This window comes from Gordonia sp. NPDC003504, from assembly GCF_053587995.1.
This window is the reverse complement of the sequence record NZ_JBSFPC010000003.1, coordinates 283,487-303,432: the sequence shown is the minus strand read 5'-3', so window position 1 is coordinate 303,432 and position 19,946 is coordinate 283,487. Positions and strand designations below refer to the sequence as shown.

Annotated in this window: 19 protein-coding genes; 11 read left to right on the top strand and 8 right to left on the bottom strand. The window is 67.2% G+C overall.

The features are described 5' to 3' along the window. Positions 1 to 151: 151 nt before the first annotated feature. Positions 152 to 1,108 (bottom strand): alpha/beta hydrolase, encoded by a 957-nt coding sequence (locus ACWDPV_RS08955; RefSeq protein ID WP_348809687.1) that lies wholly within the window; start codon positions 1,106 to 1,108, stop codon positions 152 to 154. Positions 1,109 to 1,393: 285 nt separating this feature from the next. Here ACWDPV_RS08955 and ACWDPV_RS08950 point away from each other — a divergent pair, with 285 nt between their 5' ends. The 7 genes from ACWDPV_RS08950 to ACWDPV_RS08920 all read left to right on the top strand — a co-directional run bounded on the left by ACWDPV_RS08950 (position 1,394) and on the right by ACWDPV_RS08920 (position 10,532). Continuing rightward, positions 1,394 to 3,052 carry an FAD-binding dehydrogenase gene (locus ACWDPV_RS08950; protein ID WP_348806535.1) on the top strand — a complete coding sequence of 553 codons (1,659 nt, stop codon included), beginning with the start codon at positions 1,394 to 1,396 and terminating at the stop codon, positions 3,050 to 3,052. A 99-nt stretch (positions 3,053 to 3,151) separates the two neighbouring features. Beyond that, complete coding sequence (locus ACWDPV_RS08945; RefSeq protein ID WP_348806536.1) at positions 3,152 to 4,201, top strand: Dyp-type peroxidase; 1,050 nt, start codon at positions 3,152 to 3,154, stop codon at positions 4,199 to 4,201. 61 nt (positions 4,202 to 4,262) lie between these two features. Continuing rightward, positions 4,263 to 5,060, top strand: coding sequence for a family 1 encapsulin nanocompartment shell protein (locus tag ACWDPV_RS08940; RefSeq protein ID WP_348809688.1), 798 nt, complete (start codon positions 4,263 to 4,265; stop codon positions 5,058 to 5,060). A 14-nt stretch (positions 5,061 to 5,074) separates the two neighbouring features. After that, entirely contained in the window at positions 5,075 to 6,358 is a 1,284-nt protein-coding gene (locus ACWDPV_RS08935) for an acetyl-CoA hydrolase/transferase family protein (RefSeq protein WP_348806538.1), read from the top strand. 89 nt (positions 6,359 to 6,447) lie between these two features. Beyond that, positions 6,448 to 8,181 carry an ABC transporter ATP-binding protein gene (locus tag ACWDPV_RS08930; RefSeq protein WP_348806539.1) on the top strand — a complete coding sequence of 578 codons (1,734 nt, stop codon included), beginning with the start codon at positions 6,448 to 6,450 and terminating at the stop codon, positions 8,179 to 8,181. After that, the gene (locus ACWDPV_RS08925; RefSeq protein WP_449742639.1) at positions 8,178 to 10,136 is read left to right on the top strand and encodes an ABC transporter ATP-binding protein; all 1,959 of its coding nucleotides are present in this window, start codon (positions 8,178 to 8,180) and stop codon (positions 10,134 to 10,136) included. Before ACWDPV_RS08930 ends, ACWDPV_RS08925 begins: the two co-directional genes overlap by 4 nt. 228 nt (positions 10,137 to 10,364) lie before the next feature. Continuing rightward, entirely contained in the window at positions 10,365 to 10,532 is a 168-nt protein-coding gene (locus ACWDPV_RS08920; protein ID WP_449742638.1) for a hypothetical protein, read from the top strand. 537 nt (positions 10,533 to 11,069) lie between these two features. On the opposite strand, the gene ACWDPV_RS08915 is transcribed toward ACWDPV_RS08920, so the two are convergent. Then, positions 11,070 to 11,747: a hypothetical protein gene (locus ACWDPV_RS08915; RefSeq protein WP_449742637.1), complete on the bottom strand. Its 678-nt coding sequence runs from the start codon at positions 11,745 to 11,747 to the stop codon at positions 11,070 to 11,072. A gap of 45 nt (positions 11,748 to 11,792) precedes the next feature. Here ACWDPV_RS08915 and ACWDPV_RS08910 point away from each other — a divergent pair, with 45 nt between their 5' ends. Further along, entirely contained in the window at positions 11,793 to 12,362 is a 570-nt protein-coding gene (locus ACWDPV_RS08910) for a YdeI/OmpD-associated family protein (protein WP_348806542.1), read from the top strand. A gap of 15 nt (positions 12,363 to 12,377) precedes the next feature. On the opposite strand, the gene ACWDPV_RS08905 is transcribed toward ACWDPV_RS08910, so the two are convergent. From ACWDPV_RS08905 to rnhA, 5 genes are all read right to left on the bottom strand, one after another. Beyond that, the gene (locus tag ACWDPV_RS08905) at positions 12,378 to 13,184 is read right to left on the bottom strand and encodes an SDR family oxidoreductase (RefSeq protein ID WP_449742636.1); all 807 of its coding nucleotides are present in this window, start codon (positions 13,182 to 13,184) and stop codon (positions 12,378 to 12,380) included. A gap of 75 nt (positions 13,185 to 13,259) precedes the next feature. Further along, the gene (locus ACWDPV_RS08900; protein WP_449742635.1) at positions 13,260 to 14,249 is read right to left on the bottom strand and encodes an aldo/keto reductase; all 990 of its coding nucleotides are present in this window, start codon (positions 14,247 to 14,249) and stop codon (positions 13,260 to 13,262) included. Beyond that, entirely contained in the window at positions 14,246 to 14,713 is a 468-nt protein-coding gene (locus tag ACWDPV_RS08895; protein WP_449742634.1) for a MerR family transcriptional regulator, read from the bottom strand. The genes ACWDPV_RS08900 and ACWDPV_RS08895 overlap by 4 nt, the downstream gene beginning before the upstream one ends. A gap of 57 nt (positions 14,714 to 14,770) precedes the next feature. Further along, a complete protein-coding gene (locus ACWDPV_RS08890) occupies positions 14,771 to 15,682 on the bottom strand; it encodes a D-isomer specific 2-hydroxyacid dehydrogenase family protein (RefSeq protein WP_449742633.1) in 912 nt (303 codons plus the stop codon). Continuing rightward, positions 15,679 to 16,170, bottom strand: coding sequence for a ribonuclease HI (gene rnhA / locus ACWDPV_RS08885; protein WP_449742632.1), 492 nt, complete (start codon positions 16,168 to 16,170; stop codon positions 15,679 to 15,681). The genes ACWDPV_RS08890 and rnhA overlap by 4 nt, the downstream gene beginning before the upstream one ends. Before the next feature lie 36 nt (positions 16,171 to 16,206). Here rnhA and ACWDPV_RS08880 point away from each other — a divergent pair, with 36 nt between their 5' ends. Continuing rightward, positions 16,207 to 16,974 carry a methyltransferase domain-containing protein gene (locus ACWDPV_RS08880; protein ID WP_348809695.1) on the top strand — a complete coding sequence of 256 codons (768 nt, stop codon included), beginning with the start codon at positions 16,207 to 16,209 and terminating at the stop codon, positions 16,972 to 16,974. On the opposite strand, the gene ACWDPV_RS08875 is transcribed toward ACWDPV_RS08880, so the two are convergent. Beyond that, positions 16,933 to 18,189 carry a citrate synthase gene (locus tag ACWDPV_RS08875; protein WP_449742631.1) on the bottom strand — a complete coding sequence of 419 codons (1,257 nt, stop codon included), beginning with the start codon at positions 18,187 to 18,189 and terminating at the stop codon, positions 16,933 to 16,935. The genes ACWDPV_RS08880 and ACWDPV_RS08875 overlap by 42 nt on opposite strands. Positions 18,190 to 18,244: 55 nt before the next feature. Here ACWDPV_RS08875 and ACWDPV_RS08870 point away from each other — a divergent pair, with 55 nt between their 5' ends. Next, on the top strand, positions 18,245 to 19,384 hold the full coding sequence (locus ACWDPV_RS08870; protein ID WP_449742630.1) for a citrate/2-methylcitrate synthase: 1,140 nt from the start codon (positions 18,245 to 18,247) through the stop codon (positions 19,382 to 19,384). Positions 19,385 to 19,400: 16 nt separating this feature from the next. After that, positions 19,401 to 19,940, top strand: a complete 540-nt coding sequence (locus ACWDPV_RS08865; RefSeq protein ID WP_449742629.1) for a DUF1697 domain-containing protein — start codon at positions 19,401 to 19,403, stop codon at positions 19,938 to 19,940. The last annotated feature ends 6 nt before the right edge of the window (positions 19,941 to 19,946 follow it).

The following is a 19,946-nucleotide window of genomic DNA, read 5'->3' as shown; positions in this document are numbered from 1 at the left end:
CCAGCCTCACCGACAGAGGTGACGCCGGTACCCACCGAAAGCGGAACCAACCCACACACGACAACCACACACAACAACAAGGGCCGGTGATCGTGATGATCACCGGCCCTTGTGGTTGAACTGGTTTGGGTCCCAGGTTCCTATCCGCGGATCAGAAGAACGCGGGAGCGAACGTGGTGGCCCAGGACTGCTTGAAGGTGTCGTCCCAGTAGGTCCACCAGTGGTCGCCATCCGGGGTGATCCGGGTGGTCAGGTGGATCGGCAGGGTGCGCAGCCGGGCGATGTAGAGCTGGCTGCTGGTCGACGCGGCGACCTCGAGCGGCACCATCTGGGCGAAGTGCACCGGGTTGAAGTTGGCGCTGCCCGGGGTGATGGACGAGTCGTACTTGCTGCCCATGCCGGTTCCGGCGGAGACGTAGACGTGCTTGCCGGACAGGTTGCCCGCCGACAGGAACGGATCGTTCTGGAACCATTCACCGGCCGGGTAGATGCCCCACATGTTGTTCGGGTTGCCGCCCATGTCGGCGACCGAGGCCTGGATGCCCTGGGTGAAGCCGGGCATCGTGACGGTCGGGTAGCCCGAGTAGGACGCGACCGCGTCGTAGAAGCCGGGGTGCCGCGACGCGAGGTTCAGCGCCGAGGTGCCCGACATCGACAGGCCGGCGATGCCGTTGCGACGGTTGTCACTGCCGTGGTTCTTGGCCATGTAGGCGGGCAGCTCACGGGTGAGGAAGGTCTCCCACTTGTTGACGCCCAGCTTGGGGTCCGGGGACTGCCAGTCGGTGTAGAAGCTGCCGCCGCCGCCGAACGGGATGGCGACGTTGGTGCCCTTGCCGGCCATCCAGCTGGCGACGTTGGTGTTGATCAGCCAGCCGCTGTTGTTGTTCGGGGCGCGCAGACCGTCGAGCAGGTACAGGGTGGGCTTGTTGCTACCGCCGGCAGAGACGATGCACACCGGCACACTGCGGTGCATGGCCGGGGAGTACACCCGCTCGACACTGCAGCCGTTGGCTGCGTGTGCGGCCGGCGCGGCGACCGTGGTGACACCGCCGATGGCGGCGACCGCCACCATTGCGGCCACCAGGCGCTTACGGGCGCGAGTCAGCATGAGATTCGATTTTCCTTACGATCGTGACCCGAGCGGGCGCGTTCATATGGGCATGGTGCGGGGGTACGGCGGCGTGCCGCCCGGGACGAACCCCGTCGCGGCCGATAGTAACGGCTCGATAACACAGCGGCAAAGGCAGGAAAGTGAACTCCGCGTGCTTTCTCCGATCCTGCCGCACCCGGGTGACCGGCGTCACCTGCAGCTATCACGGTTTCGCGTCGACTTGGTCACACCGGTTCCGGGCACCCCGATAAGGTCATGATCGACCCTTCCAAAGGAGATCCAGTGACCGAGCAGCAGGCCGATGCAGTCGTCGTGGGGGCCGGATTGGCCGGACTCGTCGCCACCTATGAACTCACCCAGGCCGGGCGCCGGGTGATCCTCATCGATCAGGAGAACCGCAACAACCTCGGTGGCCAGGCGTTTTGGTCACTGGGCGGGTTGTTCCTGGTCGACACCCCGGAACAACGACGCCTCGGTGTCCACGACTCGGCGGAGTTGGCGCTGCAGGACTGGATGGGATCGGCCGGTTTCGACCGCGACGACGAGGACTACTGGCCGCGGCAGTGGGCGCGCGCCTACGTGGAGTTCGCGGCCACCGAGAAGCGCCAGTACCTACACGACCTCGGACTGCGGGCACCGGTGGTGGGCTGGGCCGAGCGAGGCGGTGGCTTTGCCGACGGTCACGGCAATTCCGTACCGCGTTTCCACCTCACCTGGGGTACCGGCCCGGAGGTCGTCCGCATCTTTGCCGAACCGGTGCTCCAGGCCGAACGTCGTGGGCTCGTCGAATTCCGTTTCCGGCACCGCGTCGACGAGATCGTCGTCGACGACGGCGTGGCGGTCGGCGTGCGCGGGGCCGTCCTGGAGCCGACCGACCTCGAACGCGGGAAGGCGTCGAGCCGCGAGGTGATCGGCGATTTCGAGGTGCGCGGCGACGCCGTCATCGTCACCTCCGGCGGCATCGGCCACAACCACGACCTGATCCGCGAGAACTGGCCCGTCGAGCGGCTCGGTCCGGCCCCGCGGTTCATGATCTCGGGGGTGCCCGCGCACGTCGACGGCCGGATGCTGGCGATCAGCGAGTCGGCCGGTGCCAGCCTGGTCAACCGCGATCGCATGTGGCATTACACCGAGGGCATCATCAACTGGGACCCGATCTGGCCCGATCACGCGATCCGCATCATCCCCGGCCCCTCGTCGTTGTGGCTCGACGCCAACGGTGATCGCCTGGCGCCGCCCAACTTCCCCGGTTTCGACACCAATTCGACGATGAAGGCCATCCTGTCGACCGGATACGACTACTCCTGGTTCATCCTCACGCAGTCGATCATCGAGAAGGAGTTCATGCTCTCGGGATCGGAGCAGAATCCGGATCTGACCAACAAGGACCTGAAGTTCGCCGCCAAGAGCCGCCTCGCCAGGGGCGCACCCGCTCCGGTGGCGGCGTTCGTCGAGCACGGCGAGGACTTCGTGGTGGCCGACAACCTCGCCGCGCTGGTCGCGAAGATGAACACGATCACACGCGGTCCGGATCTCGATCTGCAGAAGATCGAGCGCATCATCTCCGCCCGCGACGCCGACGTCGACAACAAGTTCTCCAAGGACGCACAGCTGATGGCCATCACCAACGCCCGTCAATATCTCGGTGACAAGGTCGCCCGCGTGGCCAAGCCGCACAAGTTGCTCGACCCGGATCACGGCCCGCTGATCGCGGTGCGCCTGAACATCCTCACCCGCAAGACCCTCGGCGGACTGGAGACCAATCTCGATTCGGCGGTGATGCGCCCGGACGGCACCGTCTTCGAGGGCCTCTATGCGGCCGGTGAGGTCGCCGGTTTCGGTGGCGGCGGGGTGCACGGCTACAACGCACTGGAGGGAACCTTCCTCGGTGGCTGCATCTTCTCCGGCCGGGCCGCCGGACGCGCGGTGGCCCGGGGATGAACCACCGATGTACGCCCCGAAAAGGATTGCCTGGCCTCAACTTTCACAGGGTGCCCTGAGTGACCACGCGACCCGTACCACTCCGATAGGCTGAATTACGTGCCTGTGCCGCAGACGATCCTGACCCGCAAGACCAAACAAGCCTTGTTCCTCGTCATGACGATCAACGAGGGCGGCGAGAGCACGGTCCGGGATTTCCTCGGCGAACTCGGCTCGCGGATCAACTCGGTGTCGTCGCGGGCGCCCGAACAGGCACTCGCCGGGATCGTCTCGATCGGGTCCGACGCGTGGGACCGACTCTTCGCCGGCCCGCGGCCACGCTCACTGCGCCCCTTCGTCGTCTACGAGGGCGAGGTACACACCGCACCGGCGACACCCGCGGACCTGCTGCTGCACATCAAGGCCGATCAGATGGACCTGTGTTACGAGTTGGGCCGGCTGGCGATGACGGCGCTCGGTGACGCGGTGACAGTCGTCGACGAGGTGCACGGCTTCCGGTACTTCGATCTGCGCGATCTCATCGGATTCGTCGACGGTACAGAGAATCCCGTCGGGCAGGCCGCGATCGACGCGATCACCGTCGGCGACGAGGACCCCGGTTTCGCCGGCGGCAGTTATGTGGCCATCCAGCGGTATGTCACCGACTTCGCCGCGTGGAATGCGCTTTCGGTGGCCGATCAGGAAGACGCGATCGGCCGCACCAAGTCGGACAACATCGAGATGTCGGACGACGTCAAGCCGAGCAACTCGCACATCGCGCTCAACGTCGTGGAGAACGCCGACGGCGAGGAGATCGACATCGTCCGCGACAACATGCCGTACGGGGACGTGTCGGGTGCGGGCGAGGCGGGCACCTACTACATCGCCTACTCCGCGGGCCCCGACGTGACCGAGGAGATGCTGCGCAAGATGTTCATCGGTGATCCGCCGGGCAACTACGACCGCCTGCTGGACTTCACCACCGCGGTCACCGGATCGCAATTCTTCACTCCGACAACCGATTTCCTCGACGACCTGCCCGCCGCGCCACTGGCCGAGACCGCCGACGAGGACGACCACCCCGCCGACACCGCCGGAACCCCTGAACCCACCCCGCCGAGCGCCTCCCGCCCAGCCGACGGTTCGCTCGGCATCGGCTCCCTGCGCTGAATCACGTTGCGCTGAACCGGCACATCCACCACATCCCGATCCGACAACCAGGAGAGTCACCATGAACAACCTGCATCGCGAACTCGCCCCCATCTCCGATTCGGCGTGGGCGGCCATCGAAGAGGAGGCGACGCGGTCGTTCAAGCGCAACATCGCCGGACGGCGAATCGTCGACGTGAAGGGCCCCCTGGGACTCGAGGCGTCGTCGGTGACGCGCGGCCACCGCTCCAAGATCGATTCGCCCGCCGACGGCATCCTGGCGTTCCAGCGCCACGTGCAGCCGCTGGTGGAACTCAAGGTGCCGTTCACGGTGACCCGCGAGGCCATCGACGACGTCGACCGCGGTGCCGAGGATTCCGATTGGGATCCGGTGGTCGAGGCGGCCCGGCAGCTCGCCCTCGCCGAGGACCGCGCCATCTTCGAGGGGTACGACGCCGCCGGGATCAGCGGCATCCGGTCGGCCACCGCCACCCCGATCGCACTGCCCGAGGATGTGCGGGACTACCCGGAGGCGTTCAGCCAGGCACTCTCCACACTGAAGCTCGCGTCGATCGACGGCCCCTACTCGATCGCGGTGTCGGCCGACGTCTACAACCTGATCAACGAGACCTCCAATCACGGCTACCCGATCAGCCAGCACATCAAACGGCTAATCGACGGCGAAATCGTCTGGGCCCCGGCCATTTCCGGCGCCTTCGTGGTGTCCACCCGGGGCGGCGACTTCGAGCTGACGATCGGCCAGGACGTGTCCATCGGATACGACTCGCACGACGCCGACACCGTCAACCTGTACTTCCAGGAGTCGTTCACCTACCTCACCTACACCGGCGAGGCCGCCGTCGCACTCACGAACGCCTGAGTCACACTCGACGCATGTCCCCCACCTCAGCCGTGGCCATGCCGGTGGAGCCCGAGCGGGTTCTCGAACACATCCCGCCGGGCGCCAACCTCATCGCCCCGCTCTACGCGGCCGAACCGACCGCCCTGCTCGATGCGATCGAGGCGGGGAACGAGCAACTCACCGGGGTCCGGGTGCACCGGATGAGTGCGATCGAGGAACGCGCCTACATCCGCGGCGAGTTCGGCGATCGACTGCGCCACGTCGACTACTTTCTGGCGCCGGCCACCCGGCAGGCGTTCTGGAACGGCACCTGCGACCTGGTGGCCAGCCACTTCTCCGAAACCCCGACACTGATGCGCGCGCTCACCGGCCCCAAGCTGGTGATCACCAGCGCGAGCATGCCCGACGAGCACGGCTACTTCTCGTTGGGCACCAACGCCGAGTACTGCGCGGCGCTGATCGGTGAGATGCCGTTCTTCCTCGAGGCCAACGAGCAGATGCCGCACACCTACGGCGAGAACCACATCCACATCAGCCAGATCGTGGGGTGGACGGCGGTGGATCGCCCTCTCTTCGAGGCACATTCGGCCGGCGACGACCCGCGCGATCATGCCATCGCCGAGAACATCGTGGACCGGATCCCGGACGGCGCGTGCATGCAGTTCGGTATCGGCAACGTGCCCGAGAAGATCGCCGAGCTGTTGTCGGGCCACCGCGATCTGGGCATTCACACCGAGGTGCTGACCGACGGCGTGATGCGTCTGGTGCAGTCCGGCGCGGTCACCGGAGCCCGCAAGCGACACCACCGGGCCAAGCATGTGGCCACCTTCTGTCTCGGCACCCGGGAGCTCTACGACTGGATCGACCACAACCCCGGCATCGCGCTGCTGCCGGTGGATCAGACCAACGATCCGCGGCTCATCGGCGACGAACCCAATGTGGTCTCCATCAACGCGACCACCGAGGTGGATCTGATGGGGCAGGCGGCCAGCGAGACGATCGGCGGCCGCTACTGGTCGGGGTCGGGCGGTCAGGTGGACTTCGCCCGCGGCGCGCAGTACTCCGAGGGCGGACAGGGATTCCTCGTCACCCGGGCCACCACGTCGAAGGGTAAGAGCCGGATCTCGGCGCAGTTGAGTCCCGGCAGCGTGGTGACCACCCACAAGAACACCATCGACAACGTGGTCACCGAGTACGGGATCGCGGAGTTGCGCGGCCGGTCACTGCGGCAGCGCGCCGCGGCCCTGATCGCCATCGCCGCCCCCGAACACCGCGATCAGCTCACCAAGTCGGCGCGTGAACTCGGGTTGCTCTGAGCGGCCTCTGACGAGTGCTCTGACGAGTGCCCGGCAAACCATTCGCCGAGATGGTGGGCCTGTTGCTAGCGTCGTGAGGTGACCTGCCCATGCTGACGCGACTGATCCGGACATACCTGGCGCGGTACCCGGTCAACATCGTCGCGGTGATCGTGCTGCAACTCATCGCGACCGCAGCGATGCTGTTCCTGCCGACCCTCAACGCCGACATCATCGACAACGGTGTCTCACGCGGCGACACCGACTACATCCTGCGCATCGGCGGGGTGATGCTGGCCGTCGCGTTCGCGCAGATCATCTGCACGCTCATCGCCCAGTACTACGGTGCCCGCGCCGCCCTCGGCGCCGGTCGCGACATCCGCCACGACCTGCTGCACCGCGTCAACACGTTCTCCGCACGCGAGATCGGCACCTTCGGCGCACCGTCGCTGATCACCCGCACCACCAACGACGTCCAGCAGGTGCAACTGCTGATCGTGATGAGCACCGCCATCCTGGTGATGGCCCCGATCATGTGCATCGGCGGCATCGTGATGGGTGTCTATGTGGCGCCGGGCCTCTCGTGGGTGCTGCTCATCGCGGTGCCGATCCTGGGTGTCACGATGGCGCTGATCATCGCGCGGATGATCCCCGGGTTCCGCGCCATGCAGGAACGTCTGGACACCGTCAATCGCGTACTGCGGGAACAGATCACCGGTATCCGCGTGGTCCGCGCCTTCGTCCGGGAACGGTATGAGACGCAGCGCTTCGGCGTGGCCAATGACTCGCTCAGCGACGCCACCCTGCGGGTCGGCCGGATGATGGCGTTGATGTTCCCGGTGGTCATGGTGATCACCAATGTGACGATCGTGGCGATCATCTGGTTCGGCGGGCACGCCGTCGTCGACGGCGGCACCGAGATCGGCGCCCTGACCGCGATGATGAGCTACGCCATGCAGATCATGATGTCGGTGATGATGGCGTCGTTCCTGGCGATGATGGCGCCGCGCGCGGCCGTCTGCGCCGAGCGCATCTGCGAGGTCCTCGACACCGAGACATCGGTCCGCCCACCCGCCGAGGCGACCGGTTTCGCGGCGGCGCCGTCGTCGGTGGAGTTCGTCGGCGCCGAGTTCCGCTACCCGGGTGCCGACGAGAACGTGTTGAGCGACATCGGTTTCGCCGTGTCCGCCGGCACCACCACCGCCATCGTCGGGTCCACCGGCTCGGGCAAGACCACCCTGATGGCACTCGTGCCCCGGCTCATCGACGTCACCGACGGCGCGGTCCGCGTCGGCGGCACCGACGTCCGCGACCTCGACCCCGACGAGTTGCGGTCGGTCATCGGTTTCGTGCCGCAGCGGCCGTACCTCTTCTCCGGGACGGTCGCCTCCAACGTGCGGCACGGCAAACCCGACGCGACCGAGGAGGAGATCTGGGCGGCGTTGCGGATCGCGCAGGCCGAGGAGTTCGTCGCGGCCATGCCCGACGGGCTCGACACCGCGATCGCGCAGGGCGGCACCACCGTATCCGGCGGGCAGCGGCAGCGGTTGGCGATCGCGCGGGCCCTCATCCGCCGGCCGGCGGTGTACCTGTTCGACGACTCGTTCTCCGCACTCGACCTCACCACCGACGCGAAACTGCGTGCGGCACTGCGTCCGGCCACCGCGGATGCTGCGGTGATCATTGTCGCCCAACGTATCTCGACGATCGTCGACGCCGATCAGATCGTTGTCCTGGATCGCGGTCACGTCGTCGGGCTCGGTCGTCACGACGAACTGCTGACCTCGTGTGAGACGTATGCGGAGATCGCGAACTCGCAGCTGTCGATCGGAGAACCGGCATGACCCGCCCCGGACCCGGCTCGGGACCCACGGCCGCTCCCGGCCCGGGACGCGGCCCGATGATGGCCGGACCCGTTCTGCAGAAGGCGCATTCGTTCGGCCCGTCGATGAAGCGTCTGGTGCGGCTGCTGATGGCCTACCCGTTGCGGATGGTGACGGTGCTGACCGCGATCGTCGGGTCGGTGATCCTGCTCGCCATCGCACCGCGCATCCTCGGTCACGCCACCAACCTGATCTTCGACGGTGTCATCGGCAAGGCACTCCCCGAGGGGATCACCAAGGCGCAGGCCATCGACGGGCTGCGCGAGCGGGGGCAGGACACCGTCGCCGACATGATCTCGTCGATGGATGTGACGCCCGGCGTCGGCGTCGATTTCACCGCCGTCGGACAGACGCTGCTGATCGTCCTCGTCTGCTATGTCGCGTCGTCGTTCCTGTCCTGGGTCGCGGCGTATCTGCTGAACATCGTTGTGGTGGCCACGATCCGGCGGTTACGCGCCGACGTCGAGGACAAGGTGCACCGACTTCCGTTGCGTTACTACGACACCAGCCCGCGCGGCGATCTGCTCAGCCGTGTCACCAACGACCTGGACAATCTGTCGCAGAGTCTGCAGCAGACCATCTCGCAGTTCCTCAACTCGATTCTGACGGTGATCGCGCTGCTGGTGGTGATGATCTGGATCTCGCCGCTGATGGCGTCGATCGCGGTGATCACCGTGCCCCTCGCGGTGGCGGCCACCGCGATCATCGCGCGACAATCCAAGCCGCACTTCATCGCTCAGTGGTCGTCCACCGGGAAGCTGAACGCGCAGATCGAGGAGGCGTTCACCGGCGCCGAGTTGGTCAAGGTGTTCGGCCGCCAGGCCGAGGTGGAAGCGGTCTTCGACGAACGCAATGAGAAGCTCTACCAGTCGAGTTGGCGGGCGCAGTTCATCTCCGGCATGGTGATGCCGACGATCATGTTCCTCGGCAACCTCAACTACGTGGCGATCGCGGTGGTCGGTGGGCTGCGGGTGGCGTCGGGCAATCTGAGCCTCGGTGAGGTGCAGGCCTTCATCCAGTACTCACGGCAGTTCACCCAGCCGCTCACCCAGATCGGGTCGATGATCAATCTGATGCAGAGCGGCGTGGCCTCGGCCGAGCGGATCTTCGAGATCCTCGACGCCGACGAACAGACCCCGGATCCTCGCGATCCGGTGAGCCCGGCAGAGGACAAGGGCCGCATCGAGTTCGACGATGTCTCCTTCCGCTACGTCGAGGACAAGCCGCTGATCGAGGATCTGTCTCTGGTGGCACGACCCGGGCACATGGTGGCCATCGTCGGGCCGACCGGTGCGGGCAAGACCACGCTGGTCAACCTGATCATGCGGTTCTACGACGTCGATTCCGGCACCATCCGCCTCGACGGTGTGGAGACCCGCGACATGACCCGCGACGACCTGCGCGAACGCACCGGCATGGTGCTGCAGGATTCGTGGCTGTTCGGCGGCACCATCTACGACAACATCGCCTACGGCGACCCGACCGCCTCCCGCGAGCAGGTCCTCGAGGCCGCGATGACCAGTCACGTCGACCACTTCGTCCGCATCCTGCCCGACGGCTACGACACCGTCCTCGACGACGAGGGTGGCGGCGTGAGTGCCGGTGAGCGACAACTCATCACGATCGCCCGGGCCTTCCTGGCGCGGCCGACCATCCTGATCCTCGACGAGGCCACCAGTTCGGTGGACACCCGCACCGAACTGCTGATCCAGCAGGCGATGGCGAATCTGCGGGCCGACCGCACGAGTTTCGTGATCGCGCATCGCCTTTCGACGATCCGCGACGCCGACACCATCATCGTGATGGAGGACGGGCACATCGTCGAGCAGGGCAATCACGAGGAACTGCTGGCGGCACAGGGCGCGTATTGCCGGCTCTACCGCAGCCAGTTCGCGGGGGCGTTGGACACGGAGTAGCGGCCGGATCTCGCATCTGCACGCCCAACTCCCAGATACACACAATGCATTCCGTGCAGGTGGGAGTTGCGCGCGCAACTCACTTCTTGAGGATGCCGAGTCGCACCGGGCCACGAACTCACCGCGCTCGTCGAGGTAGACACGTTGGAGGATCGGAAGCGGCAGGTGTTCGACGATCATCTGCCCGCGGCCCCAGGATTCGCCCGGATTCTCCGACAGTCCGTTCGCATGCCCGAGCGCAAAGCGCGCGAGACCCACCCCGGTTCGTCGTCGCTCCAACGATTCGGCCATCGCCTCGGCGTCGGCACCCAACCGCAGGGCCGAGTCGAACACCGCCAACGCGCGCGCGAATTCGCCTACCCCACAGGCAAGATCGATGGCGGTCAGCTCCAGTGACGTCGTCGGGAATCCGTCGACGAGGTCGACGTCGGACTCGTCGAGCATCCCGCTGTGCAGGTGCCGGTAGGAATCTACCCGGCCACCGGTGGCCGTCCCGGTGCGCTGATGCACACGACCGAGATCTGGCATCAGCATGGACAGTCCGTGCAGCACCGCCGCCGACGTATGGCTGGCCACATGATCGGTGGTGCTACACGTCATGGCCGCGATGGTGCGGGCGCGGTGCAGCGGCTCATGCTCGAGGACCGTCGAGGACGGGAGGAACGCGCCCGGCCAGATCCGCCGGAGGTGGCCCTGGTCCACCGCACGTGCGAGCTGATTGTCGGTGATGCCGTGCTCGCGTGCGGTCTTTCGATACACGATGCCGTGCGGGTCGGTTGGGAAGGTGATGCGGGAAGGCGCCGGTGAGAGTGTCATGCAGGATTGGACGCACGCCGCGGCGTTTCGGTGCCATCCGAATCCAAGTACATGCTAAACTCCCAGATACACACAATGCATTCCGCGCAGGTGGGAGTTGCGCGCGTAACTCCCAGCTCAGGACTCGCGGCCGCGCTCCAATTCCCCGGCGATGCCCCGTTCGAGTTGCTCGGCGGCCGGTTGCGGGACGTCGATGAGGCCGTCGAGTTCGGTGCGGGCCTTGCGGTAGGCGGCCTGACGTTCGGCCGGGGTGGCCGCGGAATCGGCGGCCACCGCGATGAGTTTGCGGGCACGGTCGAGGGTTTCGCGCTCGATGGGTGAGAAGTCGGACTGCTTACGACGACGAGCCTCGCGTTCGGCGGCGTCGAACGACGCCGCGTACACCTGCACGGCGTCGCGGTAGTCGGCGAAGGTCTGCGGATCGAGGGTCTCCCCCGGCGCCGGACGCAGGTCGTCGGCGCGCACCTTGGCCTGATGGAACGCCAGGGTCAGCGGTTCCCGCATGTCGATGAGCATCGGGTATTCGATGAGGGTGGCCAGGTCGAGTTCGTACTGGAACCACTTCTCGTTGATCTCGTCGTGGCGGCGGGTCACCTTGATCACCTGGGCCTTGTCGGCCTGGGTGATCCGCATCTGTTCGGTCGTCGCGGTGGCCTTGATCCGGGCGAGTTCGATCTTGTCCTTGCGGCGCTTCTCGTTGTACCGCGCGATGTGACCGGCCCAGCCCCCGACGACGCCGCCGACCGGGAAGATCAGCCACCAGTAGTCCGTCGCGTAGTGGAGGAATTGGTCCACCCGACCAGGGTACCGACGCCGTCGATTCGGCGTTAGCGTGAGCACGTGGCCGATCCCGACGCCCCCACCCTGCTCGTCGCATCCATCGAGGAGTGGGGCACCTGGCTGTCGGCGAACCACTCCTCGTCGGCCGGTGTCTGGTTGGTGTTCTGGCGCAAGGACTCCGGCCGCGAACCACTCGATTACGACGAATCGGTCCGCGAGGCGTTGTGCTGGGGATGGATCGACGGCCACACCCGCACGATCGACGATCACCGCCGCGGCATGTGGTTCACCCGGCGCGGACGCAACTCCGCATGGGCCGCGTCGAACAAGAGGCGGGTGACCGAACTGCTCGACGCCGGCCGGATACGACCGCCGGGACAGGCCGTCATCGACGATGCCAAGGCGCGTGGCCTGTGGTCGTTGCTCGACGACGCGGAGGCCGGCATCGAGCATCCGGAACTCACCGCGGCACTCGACGCCGTGCCCGACGCCCGGGCCCACTGGGACGCCTTCCCGCCGAGCGCGCGCAAGTTCGCCCTGACCCAGATCGCGATGGCCCGCAAACCCGACACCAAGACCCGCCGGATCGCCGTCATCGTGGAGAAGGCGGCGCGCAATCAGCGCCCCTGACCCGCGCGTAGCCGACTACAGATCCGGTATCGGCAGGTCCAGGTTCGGCGTGATGATGCCGCCGTCGATCTCGAGGATCTTGCCGGTCACGTATGAGCCCGCCGGTGAGGCGAGGTACACCGCGGCCGCGGCGATGTCCTCCGGGTCGCCCAGTCGGTGCAGCGGCGTCGCGGACTCGACCGCGGTGCGCATCCCGTCGTCACCGGCGACGATCTCCAGCGCGGAGGTCAGGATCGCCCCGGGCGCAATGGCATTGACGCGGATGCGGGGATTGAGGTCCATCGCGGCCAGGCGCGTGTAGTGGGCAAGCGCCGCCTTGGCGGTGCCGTACGCCGCATATGCGCGACCGGGAACACGCCCGACCGCCGAGGTGACGTTGATGATCGATCCGGCGCTGTTCCCCGGGCCCTCGGCCGTGGCCAGCAGATGCGGTACCGCCGCGGTGGTCAGTGCGTGCGCCGTCGTCACGTTGAAGGTGAAGGCATCGGTCATGTGGCGCGCCTTGGTGTCGAGAAGCGGCCGCGGCATGGCACCGCCGACATTGTTGACGACGGTGTCGAGGCGGCCGAACTCGTCGACGGCGGTCTGCGCGAGGCCGGCCACCGTGTCGGGATCGGCGAGGTCGGCGACGACGACGTGCGCACGGCGACCGCGTGCGGCCACCTCGGCGGCCACCTTCTGTAGCTCGTCCTCGGTGCGTGCCGCGATCAGCACGTCGGCGCCGGCCTCGGCGAATCCGATGGCGATCGCGGCACCGAGGCCGCGGCCCGCGCCGGTGACGATGGCGACGGTGTCGGTGAGGAGGAAGCGGTCGAGGATCACGCTCCCGAGCCTGCCACACAAACTAGAACATGTTCTAGAAGTTCGCGGGTTCTGTTCCGCCCGGGCACCGGCAGGCTACGCCGAGCGCCCGGCCACCCATGCCATGTCCGGGTAGCGATCACCGGCCGGGCGTAGCGCGGCGAGCCGGGTCAGGTGCTCGTCGGACAATGCCACCGCGCTCGCCCCGATGTTCTCGTCGAGGTAGGTGCGCCGCTTGGTTCCCGGGATCGGCACCACGTCGTCACCCTGTGCCAGCAGCCACGCCAGTGCGACCTGCCCGGCGGTGGCGCCGACCTCGGCGGCCACCGCACGAATCTCGGCGACCAGAGCCAGATTGTGCTCGAGATTGTCGGCCTGCCACCGCGGCAGGGTGGATCGGAAATCGCCGTCGCCCGGCGCTGCCGCGGCCGCCGATCCGGTCAGCATGCCGCGTCCGAGTGGGCTGTAGGGCACGATGGCGGCGCCGGCCTCCCGGGCGGCGGGGACGTCGGATTCCTCGACGTCGCGGCTGAACAGCGACCACTCCGACTGCAGCGCAGCTATCGGATGAACCGCCGCGGCACGACGGATCGTCTCGGCGTCGGCCTCGCTGAGCCCGATCTCGCGGATCTTGCCCGCGGTCACGAGCTCGGCCATCGCCCCGATGGTTTCTTCGATGGGCCGGGCGGGATCGATGCGATGCACGTAGTAGAGGTCGATGACGTCGACCCCGAGACGGCCGAGCGACGCGTCGACGGCGCGGCGGACGTAGTCGGGCGATCCGTCGACGTCGCCGGTGGGATAGCCGGTGTCCTCGTCGACCAGGATGCCGAACTTGGTGGCGAGGACGACCTCGTCGCGACGCTCGGCGAGCACCTGCGACAGCAGGCGTTCATTGTCGCCGCGGCCATACATGTCGGCGGTGTCGAGCAGGTTGACACCCGCGTCGAGGGCGTGGCGCAGGGTCGCGATCGATTCGTCCCGATCGGCCGGGCCGTAGGCGAAACTCATTCCCATACAACCCAATCCGATGGGCGAGACCTCGAGTGAGCCGATGCGGCGAGTGGTGGTACGTGGCGTGGTCATGGTTGGGTCCGTCCTCCGTAGGTGGCGATCTTGTATTCGGTGGCCGCCAGCGACAGCGTGAGTTCGGCGATCTGGCGGCGGATGGTGTCACGATGTTCGAGCAGCATCTCGAGGCGTTCGTCGACGGTGCTCTCGCCCTGGTCGACAAGGGCGACGTAGTGTTGCAGGTCCCGGATGGCCATGCCGGACAACCGCATTCGCGTCAGGAAGATCAACCGGCGAATGGCCGCGTCGTCGTAGAGCCGGTTGCCCACACCGTCACGCCCGACGGCCACCAGGCCGATGCGTTCGTAGTAGCGCAACGTATGGGGCGAGACATCGAGCAGGTCCGCGGCCTCGGCGACGGTCAGCGGTTCGGTGATCTCGCCGGCGTCGACGAGTTCATGGATCACCTCGACCGACATCGGTCCGTCGAGCTCCCGCAGGGCCACGAGCGCCTTGCGCATCAGGTGGTCGGTACTCATGAGGATCACGCTAGGCCTTCGAGCGCACTCGAAGGCAAGACCCGCTTCGGTGAGACCTCAGTAATCCCGCCCCACCGGCACCACCGAGACGAGTTCCTCACCGGCGGCGAAGCGGCGGATGTTGCGTGCCACCCACGGTGCGAGTTCACGGGTCAGTCCCGACGCCGGGTTGGCGATGTGCGGGGTGATGATGCAGTTGGGCAGCGACCACAGCGGGTCGTCGTCCGCCGGCGGCTCCGGGTCGGTGACATCGAGTGCGGCACCGGCGATTTCGTTGCCGCGCAGCGCCCAGTACAGTGCCTGCTGGTCGATCAGCGGACCGCGCGCGACGTTGACCACCCACGCATGCCCGGGCAATGCGGCAAGGCTGCGCGCATTGATCAGGTGATGGGTCTCCGGCGTCGACGGTGCCGCGAGGATGACGTGATCAGTGGAGGTCCACACCTCCTCCATCCGCGACGACGGCAACGTGGTGTCGGCCCCCTCGACCGGGCGGCCCGACCGGTTGACCGCGAGAACCTGTGCGCCGCACGCCTTCAGGCGCGGCATCAGCGACGCGCCGATGCCGCCGGCGCCGACGATCGCGACCGTCGCCCCACGCAGTGTGCGCACGGCGGTGTCGATGCGGTCCTTGTCCCAGCCGTCGCGGATCGAGGTGTGGATCTGCCGCAGCCCGGTCAGCAACAGCGCCAGCGCATGTTCGGCCACGTTCTCGGCGTAGAAGCCGGACGCATTGGTCCAGATCCGCTTCTCATCGAGCACGCCCGCGTCGACGAACCCTTCGATACCCGCAGTCTTGAGCGCCACCCATTCGATGGTGTCGGGCAGATCGGGAAATCCGGTGGGGTCGCCGAGCCAGACGAGCACCCGGGCGTCGGCGAGATCGACGACCCGCGCGCCGGTGGATTCGACGGCGGCCACCACATACTCGTCGCGCACCGGCTCGACGGCGACCGCGAGGTCACTCATGACCGGACTCCGGGGATCTCGCGGGCCGCCGAGGTGGCCAGACGGTCGGCGATCTCGTTGTAGTGATCGCCGTTGTGGCCCTTCACCCAACGCCACGTCACCTGATGGCGCTTCTCCTCCTCGATGAGCCGCTTCCACAGATCGGAATTCTTGACAGGCTTCTTGTCGGCGGTCTTCCAGCCGTTGCGCTGCCATCCGGCGACCCACTTCATGATGCCGTTGCGGACGTAGCTGGAGTCGGTGTACAGGATCACCGTCGACGGACGGGTGAGCGCCGCGAGCCCCTCGATCGCCGCCTGGAGCTCCATCTTGTTGTTGGTGGTGTCCGGGGCGGAGCCGGAGATCTCCTTCTCGGTGCCCTTGTACCGCAGCACCGCGCCCCAGCCGCCGGGTCCGGGGTTGCCGAGGCAGGCGCCGTCGGTCGAGATCTCCACCACGGAGTCGTCGGTTGCCGGGTCGGGTGCGGTGTCCTGCGGGTCGCTCGCCATTCCTCAGAGGTTACCCAGCGGGGCTAGGGTGAAACCATGCCCGTCTGGGACCCCGATCGTTACCTCCAGTTCGCCGACTCTCGCACCCGGCCGTTTCTCGACCTGATCGCCCAGGTGCCCGGCGCACCCGCCTCGATCGTCGACCTCGGCTGCGGCCCCGGACACCTCACCCGGTATCTGCGGGCCCGCTGGCCGCAGGCACGGATCCTCGGCATCGATTCGTCGGCGGAGATGATCGACGAGGCGATCCGGTCCAACTTCGATGCCTTCGCCAACTACGACGCGGTCGACGTGACCACGTGGCAGCCGAACGGGCCGGTCGATCTGTTCGTGTCGAATGCGATGTTCCAGTGGGTTCCCAATCAGCTCGAGGTGATCGCCCGTCTGCTGCAGTTCGTCGCGCCGGGCGGCACCTTCGCCGTGCAGGTCCCCAACAACGCCGACTCGCCGACGCATGTGACGCTCGCCGAGGTGGCGCAGCAGGAGCCCTTCGCCGAACACCTCACTCACGCGCGTCGTCTGCCGACCACGGACCCGGCGCTCTACCTGGAGTTCTTTGCCGACCGCGGCTATCTCGTCGACGCCTGGGAGACCACCTACCTCCACGTGCTGCCCGGTGCGGACCCGGTGTTCGACTGGATCTCGGGTACCGGTGCCCGGCCCTATCTGCAGGCGCTGCCCGACGATCTCGTCGCGCCGTTCACCGACGAGGTGAAAGTTCGCCTGCGCGAGGCATATCCAACCCATTCCTGGGGCACCCCGCTACCGTTCCGACGTACCTTCGCCGTCGCCACCAGGCCCTGATCCGGGCCGGATACCGGTGTAGACACCTTCCGGACGGAAGCGCAGCCGCGGCTCCCGGTACTCCTCGAGCGCATGCGCGGTCCACCCGACCATCCGGGCGAGCGCGAAGATCGTCTCGGCGGCATCGGGGCTCATCCGGTACCGCAATGCGATGGCCGCCAAAGCGAGATCGGAGTTCACGAACTGTCTCGGACCGATGTGATCGACGATGGTCCGCACCGCGGGCATCACCCGCCGGTCTCCGCCGCCCATGGTGCCCAGCCTGTCGATGATCTCCTCGGCCCGAGGATCGGAGTGCCGATAGATCACGTGACCGGTCCCGGGGATCGGGGTTCCGGTGTGCAGTGCATCGGCGAGGGCCGCGGTCGGGTCATCGAGGGCACCCGCGAGGAATCGGTAGGCCAATGTCGTTGCGCCGCCGTGGCTCGGGCCGTCGAAGGCGCCGAGACCGGCCCCGATCACCGCGTAGACACTGCCGCGTGCACTCGCGGCGACGCGTGCGGCGACCACACCGGCCGAGAGGTCGTGATCGGCGAGCAGCACCAGCGCGGCATTCACCAACGACACCGTCCGACGGGTGGCGGGTTCATCGGTGAGACGCGGCCAGAGCCGTTGCGCGACAGCAGCTTCGGATGGACCGTCACCCAGCGCTTCAACGGCAGCGGCAATCGCGGACACGGCCTTTCCGGTCACCGCATCGGGATCGATCTGGTGACGCAACGGATCTCGCGCCCCGGCCAGGTCGACCGCCAGTCGGATCCGGTCCACACCGCGCGCCCGGACACCGGCGACCCGTCTCACTGCGGCCCCGATGGCCCGCTGGTCTGCCGGCGACGACGGCGAGGTCCACGGCCGATCCCACAGCAGCGCGGCGACATCCTCGAAGGACGTGGTACGGGACAGCTCGACGACGTCGCGGCCACGATAGTGGAGCCGGTCGCCGCTCAGGAAGGTGAGCTGGGTGCGGATGCGTTCGGCGACCCCGGTCGGCGGACGATGGCGGGTGCGGTCGAGGAGCCCGTCGACCTCGTCGACCGGAAACATGCTGCCGTCGTGGCCGTCGATGCGCCGGCTGCTCAGACGCCCGCGGCTGACATACGCGTAGACGGTGGACACCTTGACCCCCAGCATCTTTGCCACCTGCTCGGTGGTCAGATAGTCCCGCCCGTCGTGGTGGATGGGCGTCGGATAGCGGCGGGTGTGGGTGCGGGTCACATATTGATTGAATCAACATTGACCGGCCGGCTCAATACGGTTCATCGTCGTGGGTATGACCGAGCAACTCATCGCCCCACCCGGATTGCAGAACGTGATCGTCGCGGACACCGAGATCGGTGACGTCCGCGGCGCCGAGGGCTTCTTCCACTACCGCCAGTACTCGGCGATCGAGTTGGCACGCACCCGCAGCTTCGAGGAGGTCTGGTACCTATTCGTCCACGGCCATCTCCCCGACGCCGACGCGTTGGCCGAGTTCATCACGCGCACAACCGCCCTGCGCACGCTGCCGGACGAGCTCGCCGGCATCCTGCGCACGGCAGCGCTGCTGGGCGGTGAGCGCGAATCCCTCTCCGGCCTGCGAACGGTCCTCTCGGCCACCGGACCCGCGACCGGGGCCCGCCCACTCTGGGATGCCGACCCGCGGCAACGCGTCGACGACGCCCTGCACGCAACGGCCCTCACTCCGACGATTCTGGCCGCCCTGCATCGCATCCGCGCCGGTGAGAGCCCCACAGAGCCTCGCGCGGACCTCGGTGTGGCCGCCAACTGGCTGTATCTGATCTCCGGCCGGGAACCGACGGCGCAGGAGGCGCGAGCCATCGAGCACTACCTGATCGCCACGATGGATCACGGATTCAACGCGTCGACATTCACCGCCCGGGTGATCGCGTCGACCGGAGCCGACGTCTTCGCCGCGGTCTGCGGCGCGTTGGGCGCCTTCTCCGGCCCGCTGCACGGCGGGGCCCCGGATCGGGCCCTCGATGCCCTCGACGAGATCGCCGCCCACGGGGATGCGCGTACCTGGGCGGCGGAGCAGGTGGCCGCACACCGTCGCATCATGGGCTTCGGGCACGCCGTCTACCGCACCGCCGACCCTCGTTCGATGATGTTGCGCGCCATCGCACTCGGGTTCGGTGGTCCACTCGTAGAACGGGCCGTGGCCGCCGAGGAGGCCATCACCGAAGTTCTCGCGCAGGCACATCCGGAGCAGCCGCGGTATGCCAACGTGGAGTTCTACGCCGGCGTCGTGATGGAATGCTGTGGGGTGCCCCGTTCGATGTTCACGCCGACGTTCGCGGTGAGCCGGATGGTCGGATGGTGCGCCAACATCCTCGAGCAGGCGCAGAGCCGCAAGATCATCCGGCCCGCGGCGCGCTACGTGGGCCCGAGTCCCGACGCACAGCGGCCGTGACATGCCACACTGGGGCATGGCCTCGCTCCCCCACATCTTCCTGATCCGCGCGATCAACGTTGGTGGCGCGAAGTTGCCGATGGCCGACCTTCGTTCCGAGGCAACCGAACTCGGCGCCACCGAGGTCCGTACACATATCGCGTCGGGCAACCTGATCTGTGTCCCACCAAACTCACCGGCGGCATTCGCGAGCGCCCTCGAGGAACTGATCGAAGCGCGCCACGGATTCTCCCGCGAGGTCATCGCGCGGTCGGTCGACGAGTTGCGGAATGCGGTGGCGGCCTTCCCCTTCGAGGCGGACGACGAGAAGTTCGCCCACCTCTACTTCCTCACCGGTATCCCCGACCCGGACAAGACGAAAGCCTTCCTCGACATGGACTTCGGCGATGATCAACTCGCCGTGATCGGCGCCGATCTGCACATCTACTACGCCGGCGGCGTCGGCAAGAGCACACTCAGCTCACCGAAGATCGCGCGCGGGCTCGGCGTCGCGGGCACCGGACGCAACCTGCGGACGGTGCGGACACTGATCGAGATGGCCACCAGACAAACCTGAACGCCC

What these genes read in the sequence shown, in the direction of transcription:
- ACWDPV_RS08955 (WP_348809687.1), bottom strand. Translation starts at nt 1,108, where the DNA reads ATGCTGACTCGCGCCCGTAAGCGCCTGGTGGCCGCAATGGTGGCGGTC.
- ACWDPV_RS08940 (WP_348809688.1), top strand. Translation starts at nt 4,263, where the DNA reads ATGAACAACCTGCATCGCGAACTCGCCCCCATCTCCGATTCGGCGTGG.
- ACWDPV_RS08935 (WP_348806538.1), top strand. Translation starts at nt 5,075, where the DNA reads ATGTCCCCCACCTCAGCCGTGGCCATGCCGGTGGAGCCCGAGCGGGTT.
- ACWDPV_RS08930 (WP_348806539.1), top strand. Translation starts at nt 6,448, where the DNA reads ATGCTGACGCGACTGATCCGGACATACCTGGCGCGGTACCCGGTCAAC.
- ACWDPV_RS08925 (WP_449742639.1), top strand. Translation starts at nt 8,178, where the DNA reads ATGACCCGCCCCGGACCCGGCTCGGGACCCACGGCCGCTCCCGGCCCG.
- ACWDPV_RS08920 (WP_449742638.1), top strand. Translation starts at nt 10,365, where the DNA reads ATGCCCGAGCGCAAAGCGCGCGAGACCCACCCCGGTTCGTCGTCGCTC.
- ACWDPV_RS08900 (WP_449742635.1), bottom strand. Translation starts at nt 14,249, where the DNA reads ATGACCACGCCACGTACCACCACTCGCCGCATCGGCTCACTCGAGGTC.
- ACWDPV_RS08895 (WP_449742634.1), bottom strand. Translation starts at nt 14,713, where the DNA reads ATGAGTACCGACCACCTGATGCGCAAGGCGCTCGTGGCCCTGCGGGAG.
- ACWDPV_RS08890 (WP_449742633.1), bottom strand. Translation starts at nt 15,682, where the DNA reads ATGAGTGACCTCGCGGTCGCCGTCGAGCCGGTGCGCGACGAGTATGTG.
- rnhA (WP_449742632.1), bottom strand. Translation starts at nt 16,170, where the DNA reads ATGGCGAGCGACCCGCAGGACACCGCACCCGACCCGGCAACCGACGAC.
- ACWDPV_RS08880 (WP_348809695.1), top strand. Translation starts at nt 16,207, where the DNA reads ATGCCCGTCTGGGACCCCGATCGTTACCTCCAGTTCGCCGACTCTCGC.
- ACWDPV_RS08870 (WP_449742630.1), top strand. Translation starts at nt 18,245, where the DNA reads ATGACCGAGCAACTCATCGCCCCACCCGGATTGCAGAACGTGATCGTC.
- ACWDPV_RS08865 (WP_449742629.1), top strand. Translation starts at nt 19,401, where the DNA reads ATGGCCTCGCTCCCCCACATCTTCCTGATCCGCGCGATCAACGTTGGT.